The following is a 17745-nucleotide window of genomic DNA, read 5'->3' as shown; positions in this document are numbered from 1 at the left end:
TCGGCGGAAGGTCAGCGGGAGGCGGTGGCTCGCAGGCGCATGGCGATGCGCTCGTGCAGCCACAGGAAACCGATGGCCCAGCCGAGGCTCACGATGCCTTGGTAGGCGAGGAAACCGGCCAGATCCGGGGGCAGCCGGACCTGACCGGCGAGCACGAGGCCCACGGTGGTCTCGTGGACGAGCCTGGCCAGCGGGAACGCCACGAGCCAGTAGAGGGCGACGGGAGCGAACCGGCCGGCCGGGAGCCGGCCCGCCGCCACCAGCAGGCTGAAGCCGCCGCCGAACGCGCCCAGCGGCAGGCCGAGCGCGACCGTGGTGACGAGCGCCCACCCGAGCGGCTGGCCGACGAGCGCGGCCAGCCCTCCCGCGATGAGCCCCGCGGCGAGACCGACGAACGCGCCGGGCACCGCTTCTCCGAGAAAGCCTTCGCGGATAGCCATCTCAGCCGACCACCACTCCGAACTTGACGAGACTGAAGAACAGCATGCCCAGGTAGAACACCGCGCCGAAGCCGATGATGATGTTGGTGACCAGCTTGGGGCGGATGGGTTTCGGCAGCATCCGGTTGTTCACCAGCAGCAGCACCACGCAGTAGGCGCCCATGGCGAACGTCGACAGAAAAGCGAGCACGTCGAGGATCGCGCCCGGTCCGTCGGCCGGTCCGAACAGCAGGACCAGGATGCCGAACGTGATGACACCCCAGAGGAATCCCGCGTAGAGGTGCGACATCCGGAACTTCTTCGCGCCCTTGACGAAGTGGTACGTCATGTCCGCCTGGCCGCGCGAGAACGAGTCGAACAGACCCAGCGTGGCGTTCAGGCCGATCAACGCGATGAACCCGAGGAACACCGAGCCGAGCACCGGCCCGCCCGCGGACGCGAAGGCGTCGGACATGGCGTTCAAAGCGGCTTCACGCTCACCGTTCTCGATGAGGTTCTTGACGTCCGGCGAGGTTCGTGAAGCCGACTGCGCGAGGACCGTGAAAGAAACCGTGACGAGCATCGTGATGCCCCAGAAGAGCAACAGCGCGTCGAACGTGACCCAGCGCCGCCAGCCCTTCCACTTCGCGAGCTCCGCCTTGTCGTCGGTGTCGAACATGAAGCCGCGGGCGGGCATCTTCTCCTCCTCGCCCGCGTGCCGCAGTCCCCGGACCTTCGGGATGTGCGCGCCCATGCCGGCACCGCTGTCGCGCAGGTGCAGCGTGTACCACATCTGCTGCATGCCGGACGGGCCGGCGAACGCGATCGAGCCGACGATGATCGGGAACCACTCCGGTGACATGGCCTGTGCCGGGAAGTACCCGAACTGGAACATGCCGGACACCGTGCTGGTCAGGTCTCCCCAGGTGCCGACCATCGCCGCCACCACCGCGGTGCTGACGACGAGCAGTCCGATGAGGATGGACAGCAGGTTCTCGAGCAGGTTGTAGATGACCTTGGCGAGGCTGAACAGCACCCCGACCAGGATCAGGCCCACGCAGGCCGACACCGTCCAGGGTATGCCGGTGATCTTCTCCAGAGCCGCCGCTCCGGCCGACAGGTGACCTGGCCAGACGTAGACGAGCATCGCGACCACGAAGAAGAACCACATGATCGGTTTGAACACGCGTGCGGCGCCGAAGAAGATGCTCTCCCCCGTCGCCATCGCGTACCGCGCCATCTCGAGCATGACGACGGCCTGCAGCGTCACGCCGATGAGGAAGAGCCACCTGATGTCCGGTCCGAAGACCAGCACCAGGCGTGGCCACATGTAGGACTCGCCCATGCCCACGCCTAGGGCCACCAGGAACACCGTGGGACCGAGCAGGTGGATCGACGGTGGTGCGTCGGGAAGTTTCCTGATGGGCATCGCTTCCAGCTTGCCCGCGGCCCAGACTCGCTCCTTCTCGGGCGGAGTACTGGTTTCCGTGCGAGCGGCCAGATTTGGATCATCCACGGTTAACAACCTCCAGAGGACCGGCTGTCTTCGTTGACCTCCCTGGCGGGTTCGCGACCGTGGGCGTGTTCACGGTCGCGGACGGGCCATCTCTCCGTGCATGCCGCAAGCGGTTTCCGCCACTACAGCAACGGAAACCGCCAACGACCTAACTACAGCAAGCCGGCGGCACGGGCCCACCGGTACTTGGCGCCCAGTACCGCGACAGGCTTCTCCGTTGTGTAGGGATGCGCAACCACTCCGTGCCGGTACAGGTACTCGCTGGCTTCCTCGACCTCGACGTCACCTGCGAGGGAAGCGACGACGGGTTTGTGGATCCCGTTCGCCCGGTACTCCTCCACGACGTCGACCACGAGCTTCGCGAACACCATCGGGGGCGTGACGATGGTGTGCCAGTAGCCGAGGATCAACGAGTGGATGCGGTCGTCGGCGAGGCCGAGCGCGATCGTGTTCCGGTACGTGGAGGGCGGTTCCCCGCCGGTGATGTCGACGGGGTTGCCCGCCGCGCCGAACGGCGGGATGAACTTCCGGAACGCCGCGTCCAGGTCGTCCGGGATGCTCATGAGGCTGAGACCGTTGTCCACACAGGCGTCCGAGAGCAGCACGCCCGAGCCGCCCGCACCGGTGATGATGACGACGTTCTCGCCCTTCGGCGTGGCCAGCAGCGGGATTCCGCGCGCGTACTCCAGCAGGTCGTTCAGGCCGGGTGCGCGGATCACGCCGCTCTGCCTGAGGATGTCGTCGTAGACCCGGTCGTTGCCGGCGAGTGCGCCGGTGTGCGAGCTCGCGGCCTTGGCGCCCTGGTCGGTCCGTCCCGCCTTGAGCACGACGACCGGTTTCTTCTGCGAGACGCGTTTCGCGGTCTCGGCGAAGTACCGGCCGTCCTTGAGGTCTTCCAGGTGCATCGCGATGAGCTGGGTGTTCGGGTCGGACTCGAAGAACGTCAGCAGGTCGTCCTCGTCGATGTCGGCCTTGTTGCCCACACCCACGATCGACGAGACGCCCATGCCCGCGGAACGGCTGAAACCGAGGATCGCCATGCCGATTCCGCCACTTTGCGACGTGAGGGCGACGCCGCCCTTGACGTCGTACGGCGTGCAGAACGTCGCCGAGAGGTTCTCCGGGGTGTAGTAGTAGCCGTAGATGTTCGGACCGAGGATGCGCACGCCGTACTTGCGCGCGATCGCGACGATCTCGTTCTGCAGCTCGATGTTGCCCGTCTCGCCGAAGCCGGACGGGATCATGATCGCGCCGCCGACGCCCTTCTTGCCGACCTCTTCGAGCGCGGCCGGCACGAACTTCGCCGGGATGGCGAACACCGCGACGTCGATGTCTCCCGGCACGTCGGCGATGCTCGCGAACGCCTTGCGGTCGAGGATCTCGTCCGCCTTGGGGTTGATCGGGTGGATCTCACCCCGGTAGCCGCCGTTGACGAGGTTCTTCATCACCGAGTTGCCGATCTTGCCCTCTTCGTTCGAGGCACCGATCACGGCGACGGCGTTCGGCTTCATGATCCGGTTCATCGAGGCGAGGATCTCGTCCTGGGTGAACCTGTACGGCTTCTTGGCGGCGTTCTCGTCCACCAGGATGCGGACGTCGACCGCGGTGGCCCCGGAAGGCGTCGCCAGCACGGGGTTGAGGTCGACCTCCGCGAGCTGCGGGAAGTCCGTGACCAGGTCCGAAACGCGGTGGATCAGGTCGGCGAGCTCGTCCGCGTCGACGCCCTCCGCGCCGCGGACACCGCGCAGGATCTCCGCGGCCGCGATGCCGTTGACCATCGACAGGGCCTCGGCCGGACTGGTCGGCGCCAGCCGGAACGTGACGTCCTTGAGCACCTCGACCAGGATGCCGCCGAGGCCGAACGCGACGACCTTGCCGAACGTCTCGTCGGTGGTGGCGCCCACGATGACCTCGTGGACCTCTTTCCCGGTCGGCAGCTGCTGCTGGACCTGGACGCCGGTGACGTCCGCGTCCGCCTTGTAGTTCCTGGCGTTGTGGATGATCGTGCGGTAGCCCTCGGCGACCTCACCGGCGTTGCGCAGGCCGACCAGCACGCCGCCCGCCTCGGTCTTGTGCAGGATGTCCGATGAGACGATCTTGAGCACGACCGGGTAGCCGATCTCCTCGGCGAACGCGACGGCGCCCTCCGACGACTTCGCCAGCGCCTCGGCAGGGGTCGCGATCCCGTAGGCGTCGCAGACCCGCTTGCCCTCCGGCGCGGTGAGCGACGACCGTCCCTCCGCCCGCACCTTCGCGAGCACGTTCTCGACCGCGGCGCGGTCGTAGCCGTTGTCCGGCATGAGACTCCGTCTCCTCGAGGTTAGATGACGCCGGCGGCGCGCAGCCCGGCCAGCCGGTCCGCGCTGTAGCCCAGGGCTCCGAGAACCTCGTCGTTGTGCTCACCGAGCAGCGGCGGGCGCTGGATCTCGACGACCGAGTCGGAGAGCTTGAGCGGGTTGCCGACCGTCTTGAACGAGCCGCGCTCGGGGTGTTCGACCTCGACCACGGTGCCCAGTTCGGCCAGCGTCTCGTCCTCGATGATCTCCTTGGTGGACAGGATGGGTCCGCACGGGATGTTGTGGGCGTTGAGCTTGTCCATCACCTCCCACTTGGTGTGCTTCTCCGTCCACTCCTCGATCAGCGCGAACGCCTTGTCCAGCTTGGAGAGCCTGACCTCGGGTGTGGCCCACGCCGGGTCCTCGGCGAGTTCGGGCCTGCCGATCAGCTCGGTCAGCGGGGCCCAGCCGACGGGCTGGATGATCACGTAGATGTAGTCGTTCGGGCCGCCGGGGGCACAGCGCACCGCCCAGCCGGGCTGGCCACCACCGGATGCGTTGCCGGAGCGGGGCACCTCGTCCCCGAACTGCTCGTTCGGGTACTCCCCCAGCGGCCCGTGGGTGAGCCGCTGCTGGTCGCGCAGCTTCACCCGGCACAGGTTGAGCACGGCGTCCTGCATCGCGACCTGGACGCGCTGCCCGCGTCCGGTGTTGGTCCGTTGGTACAGCGCGGCCAGGATCGCGGCCACGAGGTGGATGCCGGTGCCCGAGTCGCCGATCTGCGCGCCCGTGGCGAGCGGCGGTCCCTCCTCGAACCCGGTGGTGCTCATCGAGCCGCCCATCGCCTGCGCGATCACCTCGTACGCCTTGAAGTCGGCGTAGCGGCCGGGCCCGAAGCCCTTGATCGACGCGTAGACGAGCTTCTCGTTGAGCGCGTGCAGCTTCTCCCACGGGTAGCCGAACCGCTCGACCACGCCGGGGCCGAAGTTCTCGACGAGGACGTCGGCGTCGCCGACGAGCTTCTCGAAGACCTCCCTGCCCTCGGCGGACTTCATGTTGAGGGTGATGCTCCGCTTGTTGCAGTTGAGCATCGTGAAGTAGAGGCTGTCCACTTCGGGCAGATCGCGCAGCTGGCCGCGGGTGATGTCGCCCCGTCCCGGCGTTTCCAGCTTGATGACGTCGGCACCGAGCCAGGCGAGCAGCTGGGTCGACGAGGGTCCGGACTGCACGTGCGTCATGTCGAGGACTTTGACGCCCTCCAAGGCCTTGGCCTGAGTTTTACCCATTTTGGTCAGCTCACCTACTTGTACATCGTCTGGTTCATGGTTCCGGGCGCGTACACGTCGGGGTCGATCCACACGTTGATCAGCGAGGGCTTGCCGGACTCCCGCGCGCGACGCAACGCCGGCGCGATGTCCTTGGGGTCGCGCACTTCCTCGCCGTAACCGCCGAGCATCTTGGCGAACTGGTCGTACTTCACGTCGCCGAGCGTGTTGCCGACGCGCTCGCGTTCCAGCCCGTACTTGGCCGCCTGGCCGTAGCGGATCTGGTTCATCGACGAGTTGTTGCCGACGATGCCGACGAACGGCAGGTCGTAGCGGACCAGAGTCTCGAAGTCCCAGCCGGTGAGGCTGAACGCGCCGTCGCCGAAGAGGGCCACGACCTCCTTGTCCGGCCTGGCCAGTTTCGCGGCCAGCACGAACGGGATGCCGACTCCGAGCGTCCCGAGGGGACCGGGGTCCATCCAGTGGCCGGGGGACTTCGGTTGCACGACCTGGCCGGAGAACGTGACGACGTCGCCACCGTCGCCGATGTAGATGGAGTCCTCGGTGAGGAAGTCGTTGATCTCGCTCACCAGGCGGTACGGGTGGATCGGCATGTCCTCGGACAGCAGGTGCTCGGCGCGCTTCTGCCGGGCCTTCTCCTCGACCGCCTGCAGTTCCTCCAGCCACACCTTGCGGCCCATCGCGCCGTTGTCCTCGCGACCCGAGGCGGCCTGCGCGACGCTCGACAGGACGAGGTCGGCGTCACCGACGATGCCGAGGTCGATGTCGCGGTTCTTGCCGACGGTGCGGTAGTCGAGGTCGATCTGGACGACGGTCGCGTTCGCGGAAAGCCTTCGGCCGTAGCCCATCCGGAAGTCGAACGGGGTTCCGACGATCACGATGACGTCGGCGTTGTCGAAGGCGTAACGGCGCGACAGCTGGAAGTGGTGCGGGTCGCCGGGCGGCAGCGTGCCGCGGCCCGCGCCGTTCATGTAGGCGGGGATGTTGAGCGTGCGGACGAGGTCGATCGCGGAGTCGGTGGCCCGCGTCGTCCACACCTGGGAACCCAGCAGGATCGCGGGCTTCTTGGCGTGCACCAGCAGGTCCGCGAGCTTCTCGATGTCCGCCGGGTCACCGACGCTGCGCGTGGACGCGCGGTAGTGGCCCGCCTCCGGTACTCGGGCGGTGCTCAGCGGCACCTTGGCGTCCAGGACGTCACGCGGGATCTCCAGGAACGACGGGCCCGGCGCGCCGGCGTTGGCCTCGCGGAACGCCATCGACACCATGTCCGCGATGCGGGCGGTGTGCGGGACGTTCGCCGCGAACTTCGTGATCGGCGTCATCATGTCGACGTGCGGGAGGTCCTGCAGCGAGCCCATCTTGTGCTGGCTCAACGCACCCTGGCCGCCGATCAGCAGCATCGGGCTCTCCGCGCGGAACGCGTTCGCGACGCCCGTGACGGCGTCGGTGGTGCCCGGCCCCGCGGTCACGACGGCGCAACCGGGTTTGCCGGTGATCCGCGCGTACCCGTCGGCCGCGTGCGCCGCGACCTGCTCGTGCCGGACGTCGATGACGGCGATGCCCTCGTCCACGCAGCCGTCGTAGATGTCGATGATGTGCCCGCCGCACAGCGTGAAGATGGTGTCGACGCCCTCGGCTTTGAGGGCCTTCGCCACCAGGTGGCCACCAGAGATGGACTCAGGAATCGACTCCGGCTCCGCGGAACTCGTCATCGGCGATCAGCTCCCCTTGGCGCTTCGACTGTAGATTGCATACCGTATGAGGTAGGCATATCGTTACTCCGCTACCAACCGGATGTCCATAGATGGCCGCAAGTTTTCGGCGAGAGGACGTAGACGGTGGATCTTTTCGAACACGAGGCGCGGGACCTCTTCGAGCGGTACGGGGTGCCCGTTCCGCGTGGTTTCGTGGCGGACACTCCTGAATCCGCGCGCGAGGCAGCCGCGGAACTCGGCGGCACTGTCGTCGTGAAGGCCCAGGTGAAGACCGGCGGGCGCGGCAAGGCCGGCGGCATCAAACTCGCTTCGACGCCCGACGAAGCTTTCGTCGCAGCAGCGGCCATCCTGGGGATGGACATCAAGGGCCACACCGTGCACGAGGTCCTGATCACGGAGGCGAGCGAGATCGCCGAGGAATACTACCTGTCGTTCCTGCTCGACCGTGCCAACAGGACGTTCATCGGGATGGCGTCGGCCACCGGCGGCATGGAGATCGAGGAGATGGCGGACTCCATCACCCGGATGCCAGCTTCGGCCTTCGACGCATCGGCGGTGTTCTCAACGGAGATCGCCGCAGAGGTGAACGCCGTCGCTTCCGCCCTGTGGAAGGTCTTCGTCGCTGAGGACGCCACCCTGGTCGAGGTGAACCCGTTGGCGCGCACCAAGGACGGCCGGATCATCGCGCTGGACGGCAAAGTGACACTGGACGACAACGCGGCGTTCCGGCACTCTCGACCAACGGATGCCGCGTCCGGTGACCCGCTGGAGGTGCGGGCCGCCGAGAAGGGCCTGAACTACGTCAAGCTCGACGGCACCGTCGGTGTCATCGGCAACGGCGCGGGACTCGTGATGTCCACATTGGACGTCGTGGCGCTGGCCGGCGCCGCACCGGCGAACTTCCTCGACATCGGCGGCGGCGCCTCGGCCCAGGTGATGGCCGACGGCCTCGACGTCGTCCTCTCGGACCCGTCGGTCCGCAGCGTGTTCGTGAACGTGTTCGGCGGCATCACCGCGTGCGACGCGGTGGCCGGCGGAATCGTGCAGGCCCTCGGCATGCTCGGCGACCGCGCCGACAAACCCCTGGTGGTCCGCCTCGACGGCAACAACGCCGAAGCGGGCCACCGCATCCTCGACGAGGCGCGGCACCCGCTGATCACCGTGGCGCACACGATGGACGACGCGGCGGGCCGTGCCGCCGCCCTCGCCGGCAAGGAGTCCTGATGGCGATCTTCCTCGACGAGAACAGCCGCGTGGTCGTGCAGGGCATGACGGGTTCGGAGGGTGCCAAGCACACCCGCCGGATGCTCGCGGCCGGTACGAAGGTCGTCGGCGGCGTCAATGCCCGCAAGGCCGGCACGTCCGTGGGCTTCGACGACGTGACTCTGCCGGTGTACGGCACGGTCGCCCAGGCGATGGCGGAGACGGGCGCGACCGTATCGGTGCTCTTCGTCCCGCCCGCCTTCACCGGTGACGCGGTGATCGAGGCGATAGACGCCGGCATCGGCCTGGCCGTGGTGATCACCGAGGGCGTCCCGGTCCACGACACGGCACGGTTCTGGGCACACGCGCAGGGCCGTTCGACGCGGATCATCGGCCCCAACTGCCCCGGCATCATCAGTCCCGGCAGGTCCAACGCGGGCATCATCCCCGCGGACATCACCAAACCGGGGTCGATCGGCCTGGTGTCGAAGTCGGGAACGCTGACGTACCAGCTGATGCACGAGCTGAAGGACTTCGGCTTCACCACGTGCGTCGGCATCGGCGGCGACCCGATCGTCGGCACCACGCACATCGACGCGATCGAGGCGTTCGAGGCGGACCCGGAGACCGAGCTGATCGTGATGATCGGCGAGATCGGCGGCGACGCGGAGGAACGGGCGGCGGAGTTCGTGCGGGACAACGTGTCCAAGCCCGTGGTCGGCTACGTCGCCGGCTTCACCGCGCCCGAGGGCAGGACGATGGGCCACGCGGGCGCCATCGTCTCGGGCTCCTCGGGCACGGCGGAGGCGAAGAAGCTGGCCATGGAGGCGGCCGGGATCAAGGTCGGCAGGACGCCGTCCGAGACCGCCGCCCTCGCACGGGCGATCCTGACTAGCTAGTGCAGATCGCCCTGTCGGCCACGTCGACGGCCGAGGGCTTGCCGGAGCCCTGCCAGTTCGTGTTGGTCACGACCGACGCGAACCGGCCATCGTCGGTGGTCAGGGTGAACGAGTAGTGCCCGGTGGTCAGGGCACCGTTGTGACCCCACGCGACCACGCCGCACGACAGCGGCATCTTCACCAGGGCCAGGCCGTAGACGTCGGCCGGGCCGAAGGTGCGTTTCATCTCGGCCAGCGCCGCGGGTGAGACGAGTCTGCCGCCGACCACCGCGCGGTAGAACCGCTGGAGGTCGTCCAAAGTGGACTCCATGGCACCGGCGGTGCTCCAGAACGACAGCTCGACGGCGGTGGCCGCCTCGGTCCAGAAGAACAGCTGGCCGAGGCGGCCGCCCAGATAACCGTTCAGGAAAGGCGTCTTCAACGCACGGTCACCGGGTGCCGGGAAGCGCGTCTCGGTCAGGCCAAGGGGGTGGATGATCCGCTCGGTGATCGCGTCGCCGGCCAGCCTGCCGGTGAGGCGTTCGATCAGCAGGCCCAGCACCAGGAAGCCGACGTTCGAGTAGTTCTGAGCGGCACCGGGGGCGTTCTGCGCGGGCTCGTCCATCGCCGAGCGGACGAGCTCGGCCAGCGCGTAGGTACCGCCCGCGCCCGCCTTCGCGTCGCGGACGTCGCGGACGAGCCCACTGGTGTGCTGCAGCAACTGGCGCACGGTGATCACGTCGCCGTTGTAGTTGCCGGTGACGACGCCGGGTAGGTACCGCGAGATCGGGGCGTCCAGTTCGGCGCGGCCCTCGTCGACGAGTTGCAGCACCACCACAGCGGTGAACGTCTTGGTCTGACTGCCGATCCGGAAGTGGTCGGCCGCGGTGATCGGGCGCCGCTCGTGGAGCTTCCCGGTGCCGGTCGACCGCGTACCGGACCCGGTGTGCACGGCGGCGCCCGGTCCCGCCTGCATCAGGTACTGGTCGAGCACCGGCTGCACGGCGTCGTCGGCCTTCGCCGGTGTGACGCCGAAGAGCAGGAGCGCGCAGACGAGCACGGCGAGGCGCTTCACGCGGTCACCTCCTTGACGGTCGGCAGCTCGGCCGAGCCAGAGGCCTTGTCGCCGATCACCGACATCGCCTGCTTCACGACCTTCAGCACCGCCTGCGCGCCCTCGACCAGCTTGATCAGGTTCTCCCCGCTGGTCAGCAGCTCGCCGAGCTTGACCGCGATCTGCCCACCGCACTCGACGGCGATCTGCACGCACTGCGGGATCGCCACGGCGATGCTCTGCCCGAACGTGACGGCCGCCGAGGCGATCGCCTGGGTCATGATCGGCACGATCCTGCCGACCGCCTCGGCGATCAGCCGCGTCACCTCGGCGACCACCTGCGCGACCACCTCGCCCGCCTTGATCAGCGCGGTCGCGTTGGTCAGCGCCGTCTCGGCCACGGACAGCACGCCGTCGACGAGCTCCTTGCCCGTCTTGGCGTACTCGGCCGCGCTGTCGCCGGTCCAGCCGTCGGTCTCGCTGCCCGCCTTGGCGCCGTACTCGCCGGCGAGGCCGGTCGCGGCCTTGCTCGCGTTCTGGAACTCGCCCGCGCCCTGCTGGACGCCGTCGGGGTCGCCGCGCAGCTCGTTCAGCGGCTCCTCCAGGAACGAGATCATCGGCGTGAGGAAGCCGGCGCCCGCACTGTCCAGGGCCTGCAACGGTTTCCCGTTCGACCCCAGCTCACTCATCGGGGCCTTCGGGGTCTGAGCCAGACCGGACGACAGCCACTCGTCGCCGGAGATGGCGTTCGTGGTGGTGCGGAGCTCGTTCAGCAGCGCGGCGATCGTGCCCGCGTCCGTCGTGGTGGCGGTCATCGGCCCGCTCCCGTGATGGCCGCGGCGTTGCGCTCGTCGGTGCGCTGGTAGTTCTCGGCGGTCCGCCGCACGCCCTCGCCCACCTTGTCCATCGTGGACGCGAGGTGCGCGAACGCACCCGTCGTCTCCGCCATCGAGCCGCTCAGGCCGGTGCTGAGGAACTGGGCGAACGAGCCGAGCGAGGTCTGACCGACCTGGCCGGGCAACCGGCTTCCGGTGCCGGACAGCTGGTCGGCGTACCCGGTCAGGGTCCTGGCGTGGCGGCGCAACTGCTCGTGGTCGGCGGTGAAGCTCATCGCACGGCCTCCGGCAGGTGCCTGGTGATCTGGTGCAGCGCGTCGCTTTCGCCGAGGTAGTCCGCCATGACCTCGGTCATCCGCGTGCTCGCCAGCCGTTGCGCCTCCCGCGCGGTGCTGACGATCAGCATCGCGAGCGTGTCCACGTCGAGCCTGCGCGCCGCCGGCGTCAGCGCGACGTCGCCGAGCACCCCGCCCGCGTTCACCGTCACGGTGACCTCGCCGCGTGGCGAGGTCGCCTTCGCCCCCACCTCGGCCAGGCTCGCGCTCGCCGACCGTGCGCTGTACGCGACTCGTTCCAGGCGTTCCTGGTAGTCCGCCAGCCACTGTGCTGGATCCACTTCTCCCCCTCCGTCAGGCTCGCGCGATCGCGGCGAGCTCACCGATCAGGCGAACCAGGTCGTGATGTCGCAACGGGTTGACGCTCACCCAGCCGTCGTCACCGGCGTCGACCCTGACCCGTCCGCTCGCACTGTCCAACCAGGACACTTCTTGCCGCTGCCCGCCCCTGACCACACCCGCCTGGCCCTGCCCGGTGACCTCGAGGTCGAGTCCGGCGCCGGGCGGCAGGGTGATCGGCATGAGCTGCGCGGGCCGGGCGTATGGAACCAGCGCCACGAGCTCGTCGCCGAGCGTCTCCGCCTCGACGTGCACCACCCGGACCGTGCTCTCGGACTGCGTGCACACCACGGCTTCGTCGCCGTGGACCATCGCCACCGCACCCGTGCCGGGCACGACGAGATCGACCACAGCGGTGTGCTCGTGCAGTGCGGTGACCAGAGACGCGGCCATGCCGACAGGTCCGTGCGCTTCGGCGAGTCCGCGTGCCTGCAACCCGTGGCCCGCCTCGGCGAGGAGCCGCGCGCGTTCGTCCGCGAGCTTGCCGAACGACGGCACCCGCAGCGGGAACGGCCAGCGCACACCCGCGTGCGTGGCGAGCAAATCCATCTCCACCAGGCCGAAGGCGATCACCGGGCTGCCTTCCGCGCCTGGTCGGCGTCGGTCTCGGTGTAGGTGGACCTGATGTCGGCGAGCATCTGCCGGAACTCGCGCACCTCGCGTTCGGCGGCGCCCACCTCGCCCGCGAGGCCCGACCCCGCGTCCTTGAGCCGGCGCGACAGGTCCTGGGCCGGCGGCGCTGTCCCGAGCAACGGCTGCCGCTCGGCCAGCCTGCTCGACGTCGCCACGAGGCCGGCGGTCAGCTCGGCCAGCCTGCCCAGGGTCCTCACCCGGTCCTGCAGCTGGTCGGGCGCGACCTCGAAGCCGGTCACCGTTCCTCCCCGATCACGGCCGGGGACACCCGCTCGGTCACCGCGAACAGGTCGTGGTCGAGTGTCGGCATCTGGTTCTCGTGCTCCTGGTCCTCGTCCTTGCGCGCCGCTCCCGCCGGAGGTGCGCCCATCGCGTTGTTCTGACCGGCTGTGCGCGGGTCGGCGGTGAGGGTGCCGGTCGCGGCGATTCCGCCGTGCTGACCGAACATGACGCCGGCCCGCATGCCCGGTGTGAGCTGCTGGCTGACCGGGGCGGTGCCACCGATCACCGGACCCCGCGTGGCCGTCGCCCCCGAACCGCCCACCAGCCGCTGCCACGGCACGCCGCCCGAGCTGGGCGTCCTCACCTGGGCCACGGCCGCGGCACGAGGTGTGGCGGCGGCCTGCGGGACGTTGCTCCTGGCGTCCTCGATCAGGCGGCCGCTGCCGTTCAGGCTGGACTCGTAGGTCTGCATCGCCCGGACCGCCTGGGCCTTCTGCTGGTCGGCGGAGGCGGCGCCGAAGTAGAAGTAGAAGCCCGATGTCCCCGCCGGCATCGTGGGAGCGCTCGGCAGAGCCATCGGCGCGGGAGCGCCCGGCAACGCGAACGGCGCGGGCGCGGCGGGCAGTCCGAACGGCGTGCCGGGCAACGCCAACGGCGCCGGTGCGCCGGGCAACGCGAAAGGCGCACTGGGCAGACCGGCGAACGCGGGCATCGTCGTTCCCGGCCCTGGCGGTGGCGGCATCGCGGCCCGAGCCGCGGCCAGCGCGTCGGCTGAGTCCTGCGCGGCCCTCTGCCCCGCCGCGGCCAGTTCGCTGATCTTCCCGATCCGCTCGGCCAGCGCACCGAGCCGCGTGGAGGCCTCCTCCGCCGCGGCCCCGGTCCACCCGTCGAGCAACGCCGCCCGCTGCTCCCGCAGCACCTCGGCGTGCGCGTCCAGCGCGGCGCGGTGACGCGTCCACTCGTCGGCGACCGTGCTCACGTCCGCGACGTCGGCGTCCTGCCACAGCATCCGGTGCAACTCTTCGTGGCTGTACGCCTCCCAGTTGATCTCACCAGGCGACACCCCTCGACCCCCTTCGTCCGTCCCGCCGAAACGATCACAGCGGGGCCGAACGACGGACAGGCCAGACGACCGGCCACTTGTGGCCGGTCTGCCTGATCAGCGCAAACGCGCGAAATGGTCCTGCAGGCGGGCGTGGCGGAACTGGTAGACCGCACCCGCCCGGCGCAGCACGCCACGCCGGTAGGCGTCGTCGAGGAACGCCGGCAACCCCCACGGCAGCTTCCCGGTCAGCGGCAGCCACACGCGCGCGAACACCACCCACTGCCCCCACGCGGTCAGGCTCAGCACGTACGCCAGCCCGCCGCCGATCCCGCCGACGAGCCCGAGCGACAGGGCCGTCGCCGGGCTCCACACCACCTCGAACCGCAACGCCGTCAGCCCGCTCGCGACGACCCCGGTGGCCCCCGCGACGAACACCGCGAACACCGGCACCATCATCGCGACGAGCCAGAGCACCGCACGCCGGTTCGCCGCCAGCAGGCCGTCCGGACTGCCCGCCGACCGCACGTCGAGCGGCGCCTCCGTCGCGGCGACCACGGCGAACACCATCCCGGCGCCGAACCCGAACACCAGGCCGAACACGCCGACGTCGACCAGCACCCCGGTCGTCATCTCGAAACCAGGTGTGACCAGCCAGTACGCCATCGCGCGCACCAGCCCGTAGGCGGCACCGACCGCGCCGCCGAACGCCAGCCCGAGCAGTCCGCGCGACCACACCCGCCTGCCGGCGCGGCCACGCAGCCGCAGCCGGGTCCGCATGGGTTCGATCGGCGTCCTGCTCACCACGAACCGGTGCGCCACCCCGAACAGCACGCCGGTGACCAGCCCGATCATCACCGCGAACGCCACGCCCCTGGCGGCCAGCCCGCCCAGCAGCACGGCCTCCAGCGCCAGGTCCGCGAGCCCGACCGCCACGCCGACGGTCACGCCGGTCACCACCGACGACGTGCCGAACCGCCACCAGGCCACGTCGTGCGTGCCGAGCCGGGTCAGGTGGTCGGCGAGGTAACCGAGCCACGGCTGCACACGTTCGGCATGCACGCCGTACACAGCCGGTATGAAGCTGCTGAGCAGGTGACGTTCGATCTGGTCCGGCTCGGGGAAGTCCAGCAGCGCGATCGGATCGTGGTCCGGGGTGTCGCTGTAGATCCGCCTCGCCAGCGCCACCATCAACGGCGTCGTCAGCACCTCCGCCAGGGGACCGCCGTTGCGCACCTCGTCCAGCACGGGCTTCCAGGCGTTGCCGCCCGGCCCGGTCTTGCGGGTGGTGCGCGGCAGGTAGTCCGCGAGGTCGTCGCACGTCAGGTCGGCCAGCACGACCGTGGCGGCCGACGTCAGCACGTCCGTGCCCTCCACGGCGTCGCGGTACTCGTCCACCCGGCTGGTCAGCAGCAACGGCAGAGTGGTGGTGTTCAACGCGTTGAGCGCCGGCCGGTGCAGCCCGGTCGCGATCTCGTCGAAGCCGTCCAGCACGGGCAGCACCCGTTGCGCGTCGACCAGCGCCGCCGCCAGCGTGCCGCCACCGGGTCCCGGCGCCGCGAGGAACGGGTGGTCGCGCGTCAGCTGACCGGCGAGCCAGTCGCGCAGTCCCAGGCGTCCGGGATGCCACGCCCCGAGGTGGAAGATCACCGGCACCGGGTCGGCCGGGTTGCGCGCGCCGAGCAGGTCCAGCACGAACCGCGTGGTCAGCACCGTCTTGCCGGCCCCGGCCCGCCCCAGCACGACCAGCCGCCGCGACCCCACCCCGCGGTAGACCTCGACGACCTGGTCGAGCCGTCCGCTGAGCGCGCCCTCGGCGCCGATGTTGAGCCGGCTGTCCATCCACGTCGCGGGCGCCTCGTCCCAGCGCACCGGCAGCGGCACCGGGTCGTGGACCTGCCGCTGCTCCTCCTCGCGCCGCCACCGGGCCTCGATCGCGACCTTCAACGTCTCGGCGGCCTCGTGCAGCGGGTCGAACCGGACCGGCTCGACGACCAGCGGTTCGTCCCGCCCGGCGGCGGAGAACAGCTCGACCCGTTCGGCGCCGGTGAGCTCCAGGGCGTCCGCCAACGCGCGCACGGTGCCCATGCGGGGATCGGTCCGTTCACCGGTCTCCAGCCCACGCACCGTGCGAATGCCCACGGCAGCGCGACCGGCGAGCGCTTCCTGGCTCAATCCCGCCCGCTGCCGCCATTGACGCAGCAGTAAGCCGAACTGGCTCGCCACAACCGCCCCCTCGTCCAGATGATCAGCAGACTACCGAGACGGCCGCGTCTCGTGGCCGATCCCATCCGGTTGGAGGAAGATCGCGCTGTGCTGACCGAGTGGCTCGACGCCGTTCCACCGTTGCTGGTCTACGTCGTCGTGGGCCTGGTCGTCGGGGTCGAGAGCATGGGGATCCCGCTGCCGGGCGAGGTCGTGCTCGTCGCGGCGGCGCTCATGGCCTCGCACCACGACGGCGTCTCGCCGCTGTGGGTCGGTGTCGCCGCGTCCGCCGGGGCGATCATCGGAGACAGCGCGGGGTACGCGCTCGGTAAGCGGTTCGGGCCGCGGATCTTCGGCTGGGCAGGTGAGAAGTTCCCCCGCCACTTCAGTAATGAGAAGGTCGGACGCGCCCAGGCGCTGTTCGAACGGTTCGGCGCCTGGGCGGTCTTCTTCGGCCGGTTCGTGGCGTTGCTGCGGATCCTGTCCGGGCCGCTCGCCGCCACGATGGGCATGCACTACGGGAAGTTCCTGCTGGCCAACGCGGCTGGCGGCATCGCGTGGGCCGGCGGCACGACAGCGGCCGTCTATCTCGTGGGAGAGGCCGCCGAGCACTACCTCGCGGAGTTCTCGTGGATCGCGCTCGTCGTCGTGCTGCTCGCGGTCATCGGGTTCAGCGTCCGAGCCCGGCTCCGCCGTTCACCCCGATGACCTGGGCGGTGATGTGCCCGGCCTCCGGCGAGGTCAGGAACGTGATCGCCGCGGCGACGTCGGCCGGGGTGCCCGCACGGCCGTTCGCCGGGTTGCCGACGAGCTTCTTGCGCCGTTCCTCGCTCAGGGTGCCGCCGAAGAACTCGGTGTCCTCGACGACACCCGGCGACACGACGTTGACCGTGATCCCCCTCGCCCCCAGGGCGAACGCAAGGTCCGCCGTCCACGCCTCGACCGCGGACTTGGCCGCGCCGTAGGCACCCGAACCCCGCCGGCCCGCGATCGAGCCGAGCGTCACCACCCGAGCGTTGTCCGCCAGTCGCGGTTCGAGCGCGGTCGTCACCAGGACGGCGCTGATCACGTTGGACTCGTAGTTCGCGAGCCACAGGTTCCGCACGTCGGTCAGGTTCTCCGGCGCGGGCAGGCGGCGGGTCATGTTGCCGCCCGCGTTGTTGACCAGAACGTCCACAGAGGACGGCAGGTCGCTCAGCGCCGCCTCCACCGACTCCGGGTCGGCCGCGTCGAACACCACCGCCCGTGCGCCGATCTCCTCGGCCGCCGCCTTGAGCACGTCCTCCCGCCTGCCCGTGATCACCACGTCCAAGCCCTGCTCGGCGAGCCGGGCCGCCACCGCCTTGCCGATGCCGGTACCGCCGCCGGTCACCACTGCTGTGCGTGTCATGCGGACCTTGATAACAGTCGAATACATGCAGGTCGATCGGCCTGTTAGCCCATCGGGGTTCACGTCTGTGACTAGATGAGTAAGTCCAAGGGGTAGGCGTCTAGAGACGCGAAGCGAGGGTGTCGATGTACGGGTTGTGACGACCGACATTGACACCCTCGCGACCGCACTTTACGTCAGAACCGACGACTTGCTCAGGGCGCAACCTCGATTAGCGCCGTGGCGGCCGAAGGTCGGCATCGTGCCCAGCCTGACCGATGCCGAACTGGTCACCCTCGCGGTGATGCAGGCACTGCTGGGCCACACCTCCGAAGCCCGCTGGCTGCGCTACGCCCACGCTCATCTGGGGCACCTGTTTCGGTACCTGCCTCAGCAGTCGGGTTACAACAAGCGGCT

Annotated in this window: 17 protein-coding genes and 1 pseudogene; 4 read left to right on the top strand and 14 right to left on the bottom strand. The window is 69.5% G+C overall.

Translation table 11 applies throughout. From position 1 onward, the window contains the following. Positions 1 to 11: 11 nt before the first annotated feature. The 5 genes from LX88_RS29135 to LX88_RS29115 all read right to left on the bottom strand — a co-directional run bounded on the left by LX88_RS29135 (position 12) and on the right by LX88_RS29115 (position 7209). Positions 12 to 440: a hypothetical protein gene (locus LX88_RS29135; protein WP_258950967.1), complete on the bottom strand. Its 429-nt coding sequence runs from the start codon at positions 438 to 440 to the stop codon at positions 12 to 14. A gap of 1 nt (position 441) precedes the next feature. Continuing rightward, complete coding sequence (locus tag LX88_RS29130; protein ID WP_258950966.1) at positions 442 to 1935, bottom strand: Nramp family divalent metal transporter; 1494 nt, start codon at positions 1933 to 1935, stop codon at positions 442 to 444. Positions 1936 to 2087: 152 nt separating this feature from the next. Next, a complete protein-coding gene (locus LX88_RS29125) occupies positions 2088 to 4235 on the bottom strand; it encodes an acetate--CoA ligase family protein (protein WP_258950965.1) in 2148 nt (715 codons plus the stop codon). Between the two features lie 20 nt (positions 4236 to 4255). Beyond that, positions 4256 to 5497, bottom strand: coding sequence for a formyl-CoA transferase (frc, locus tag LX88_RS29120; RefSeq protein ID WP_258950964.1), 1242 nt, complete (start codon positions 5495 to 5497; stop codon positions 4256 to 4258). A 14-nt stretch (positions 5498 to 5511) separates the two neighbouring features. Beyond that, on the bottom strand, positions 5512 to 7209 hold the full coding sequence (locus LX88_RS29115) for a thiamine pyrophosphate-binding protein (protein ID WP_258950963.1): 1698 nt from the start codon (positions 7207 to 7209) through the stop codon (positions 5512 to 5514). Positions 7210 to 7335: 126 nt separating this feature from the next. On the opposite strand from LX88_RS29115, the gene sucC reads away from it, so the two are divergent. Both sucC and sucD read left to right on the top strand, forming a co-directional pair. Then, complete coding sequence (gene sucC / locus LX88_RS29110) at positions 7336 to 8436, top strand: ADP-forming succinate--CoA ligase subunit beta (RefSeq protein WP_258950962.1); 1101 nt, start codon at positions 7336 to 7338, stop codon at positions 8434 to 8436. Then, positions 8436 to 9314, top strand: a complete 879-nt coding sequence (sucD, locus tag LX88_RS29105) for a succinate--CoA ligase subunit alpha (RefSeq protein ID WP_258950961.1) — start codon at positions 8436 to 8438, stop codon at positions 9312 to 9314. The genes sucC and sucD overlap by 1 nt, the downstream gene beginning before the upstream one ends. On the opposite strand, the gene LX88_RS29100 is transcribed toward sucD, so the two are convergent. The 8 genes from LX88_RS29100 to LX88_RS29065 all read right to left on the bottom strand — a co-directional run bounded on the left by LX88_RS29100 (position 9307) and on the right by LX88_RS29065 (position 15980). Continuing rightward, positions 9307 to 10368, bottom strand: a complete 1062-nt coding sequence (locus LX88_RS29100) for a serine hydrolase domain-containing protein (protein WP_258950960.1) — start codon at positions 10366 to 10368, stop codon at positions 9307 to 9309. The two genes, sucD and LX88_RS29100, sit on opposite strands and share 8 nt — an antisense overlap. Beyond that, positions 10365 to 11162 carry a hypothetical protein gene (locus LX88_RS29095; protein WP_258950959.1) on the bottom strand — a complete coding sequence of 266 codons (798 nt, stop codon included), beginning with the start codon at positions 11160 to 11162 and terminating at the stop codon, positions 10365 to 10367. Before LX88_RS29095 ends, LX88_RS29100 begins: the two co-directional genes overlap by 4 nt. Beyond that, entirely contained in the window at positions 11159 to 11458 is a 300-nt protein-coding gene (locus LX88_RS29090) for a type VII secretion target (protein ID WP_258950958.1), read from the bottom strand. Before LX88_RS29090 ends, LX88_RS29095 begins: the two co-directional genes overlap by 4 nt. Next, entirely contained in the window at positions 11455 to 11799 is a 345-nt protein-coding gene (locus LX88_RS29085) for a YbaB/EbfC family nucleoid-associated protein (RefSeq protein ID WP_258950957.1), read from the bottom strand. Before LX88_RS29085 ends, LX88_RS29090 begins: the two co-directional genes overlap by 4 nt. Before the next feature lie 13 nt (positions 11800 to 11812). Then, entirely contained in the window at positions 11813 to 12430 is a 618-nt protein-coding gene (locus tag LX88_RS29080; RefSeq protein ID WP_308203468.1) for an ESX secretion-associated protein EspG, read from the bottom strand. Further along, complete coding sequence (locus LX88_RS29075) at positions 12427 to 12729, bottom strand: hypothetical protein (RefSeq protein WP_258950956.1); 303 nt, start codon at positions 12727 to 12729, stop codon at positions 12427 to 12429. The genes LX88_RS29080 and LX88_RS29075 overlap by 4 nt, the downstream gene beginning before the upstream one ends. After that, the gene (locus LX88_RS29070; protein ID WP_258950955.1) at positions 12726 to 13775 is read right to left on the bottom strand and encodes a hypothetical protein; all 1050 of its coding nucleotides are present in this window, start codon (positions 13773 to 13775) and stop codon (positions 12726 to 12728) included. Before LX88_RS29070 ends, LX88_RS29075 begins: the two co-directional genes overlap by 4 nt. Positions 13776 to 13871: 96 nt before the next feature. Further along, a complete protein-coding gene (locus LX88_RS29065) occupies positions 13872 to 15980 on the bottom strand; it encodes an XRE family transcriptional regulator (RefSeq protein WP_258950954.1) in 2109 nt (702 codons plus the stop codon). An 87-nt stretch (positions 15981 to 16067) separates the two neighbouring features. On the opposite strand from LX88_RS29065, the gene LX88_RS29060 reads away from it, so the two are divergent. After that, entirely contained in the window at positions 16068 to 16667 is a 600-nt protein-coding gene (locus tag LX88_RS29060) for a DedA family protein (protein ID WP_258950953.1), read from the top strand. Here LX88_RS29060 and LX88_RS29055 read toward each other — a convergent pair. Then, complete coding sequence (locus LX88_RS29055; protein WP_258950952.1) at positions 16630 to 17349, bottom strand: SDR family NAD(P)-dependent oxidoreductase; 720 nt, start codon at positions 17347 to 17349, stop codon at positions 16630 to 16632. The genes LX88_RS29060 and LX88_RS29055 overlap by 38 nt on opposite strands. Positions 17350 to 17485: 136 nt before the next feature. Here LX88_RS29055 and LX88_RS44775 point away from each other — a divergent pair. Then, a pseudogene (locus LX88_RS44775) lies at positions 17486 to 17745 on the top strand (IS982 family transposase); the annotation flags it as partial.

Source organism: Lentzea californiensis (assembly GCF_024648825.1).
Taxonomy (GTDB): Bacteria; Actinomycetota; Actinomycetes; order Mycobacteriales; family Pseudonocardiaceae; genus Lentzea; species Lentzea californiensis.
The sequence above is the reverse complement of the archived record's forward strand: the minus strand, read 5'-3'. Positions and strand labels throughout refer to the sequence as shown.

Coding starts and splice junctions, on each gene's coding strand:
- LX88_RS29095 (WP_258950959.1), bottom strand. CDS start 11,162: ATGACCGCCACCACGACGGACGCGGGCACGATCGCCGCGCTGCTGAAC.
- LX88_RS29115 (WP_258950963.1), bottom strand. CDS start 7,209: ATGACGAGTTCCGCGGAGCCGGAGTCGATTCCTGAGTCCATCTCTGGT.
- sucD (WP_258950961.1), top strand. CDS start 8,436: ATGGCGATCTTCCTCGACGAGAACAGCCGCGTGGTCGTGCAGGGCATG.
- LX88_RS29125 (WP_258950965.1), bottom strand. CDS start 4,235: ATGCCGGACAACGGCTACGACCGCGCCGCGGTCGAGAACGTGCTCGCG.
- LX88_RS29055 (WP_258950952.1), bottom strand. CDS start 17,349: ATGACACGCACAGCAGTGGTGACCGGCGGCGGTACCGGCATCGGCAAG.
- LX88_RS29135 (WP_258950967.1), bottom strand. CDS start 440: ATGGCTATCCGCGAAGGCTTTCTCGGAGAAGCGGTGCCCGGCGCGTTC.
- LX88_RS29090 (WP_258950958.1), bottom strand. CDS start 11,458: ATGAGCTTCACCGCCGACCACGAGCAGTTGCGCCGCCACGCCAGGACC.
- frc (WP_258950964.1), bottom strand. CDS start 5,497: ATGGGTAAAACTCAGGCCAAGGCCTTGGAGGGCGTCAAAGTCCTCGAC.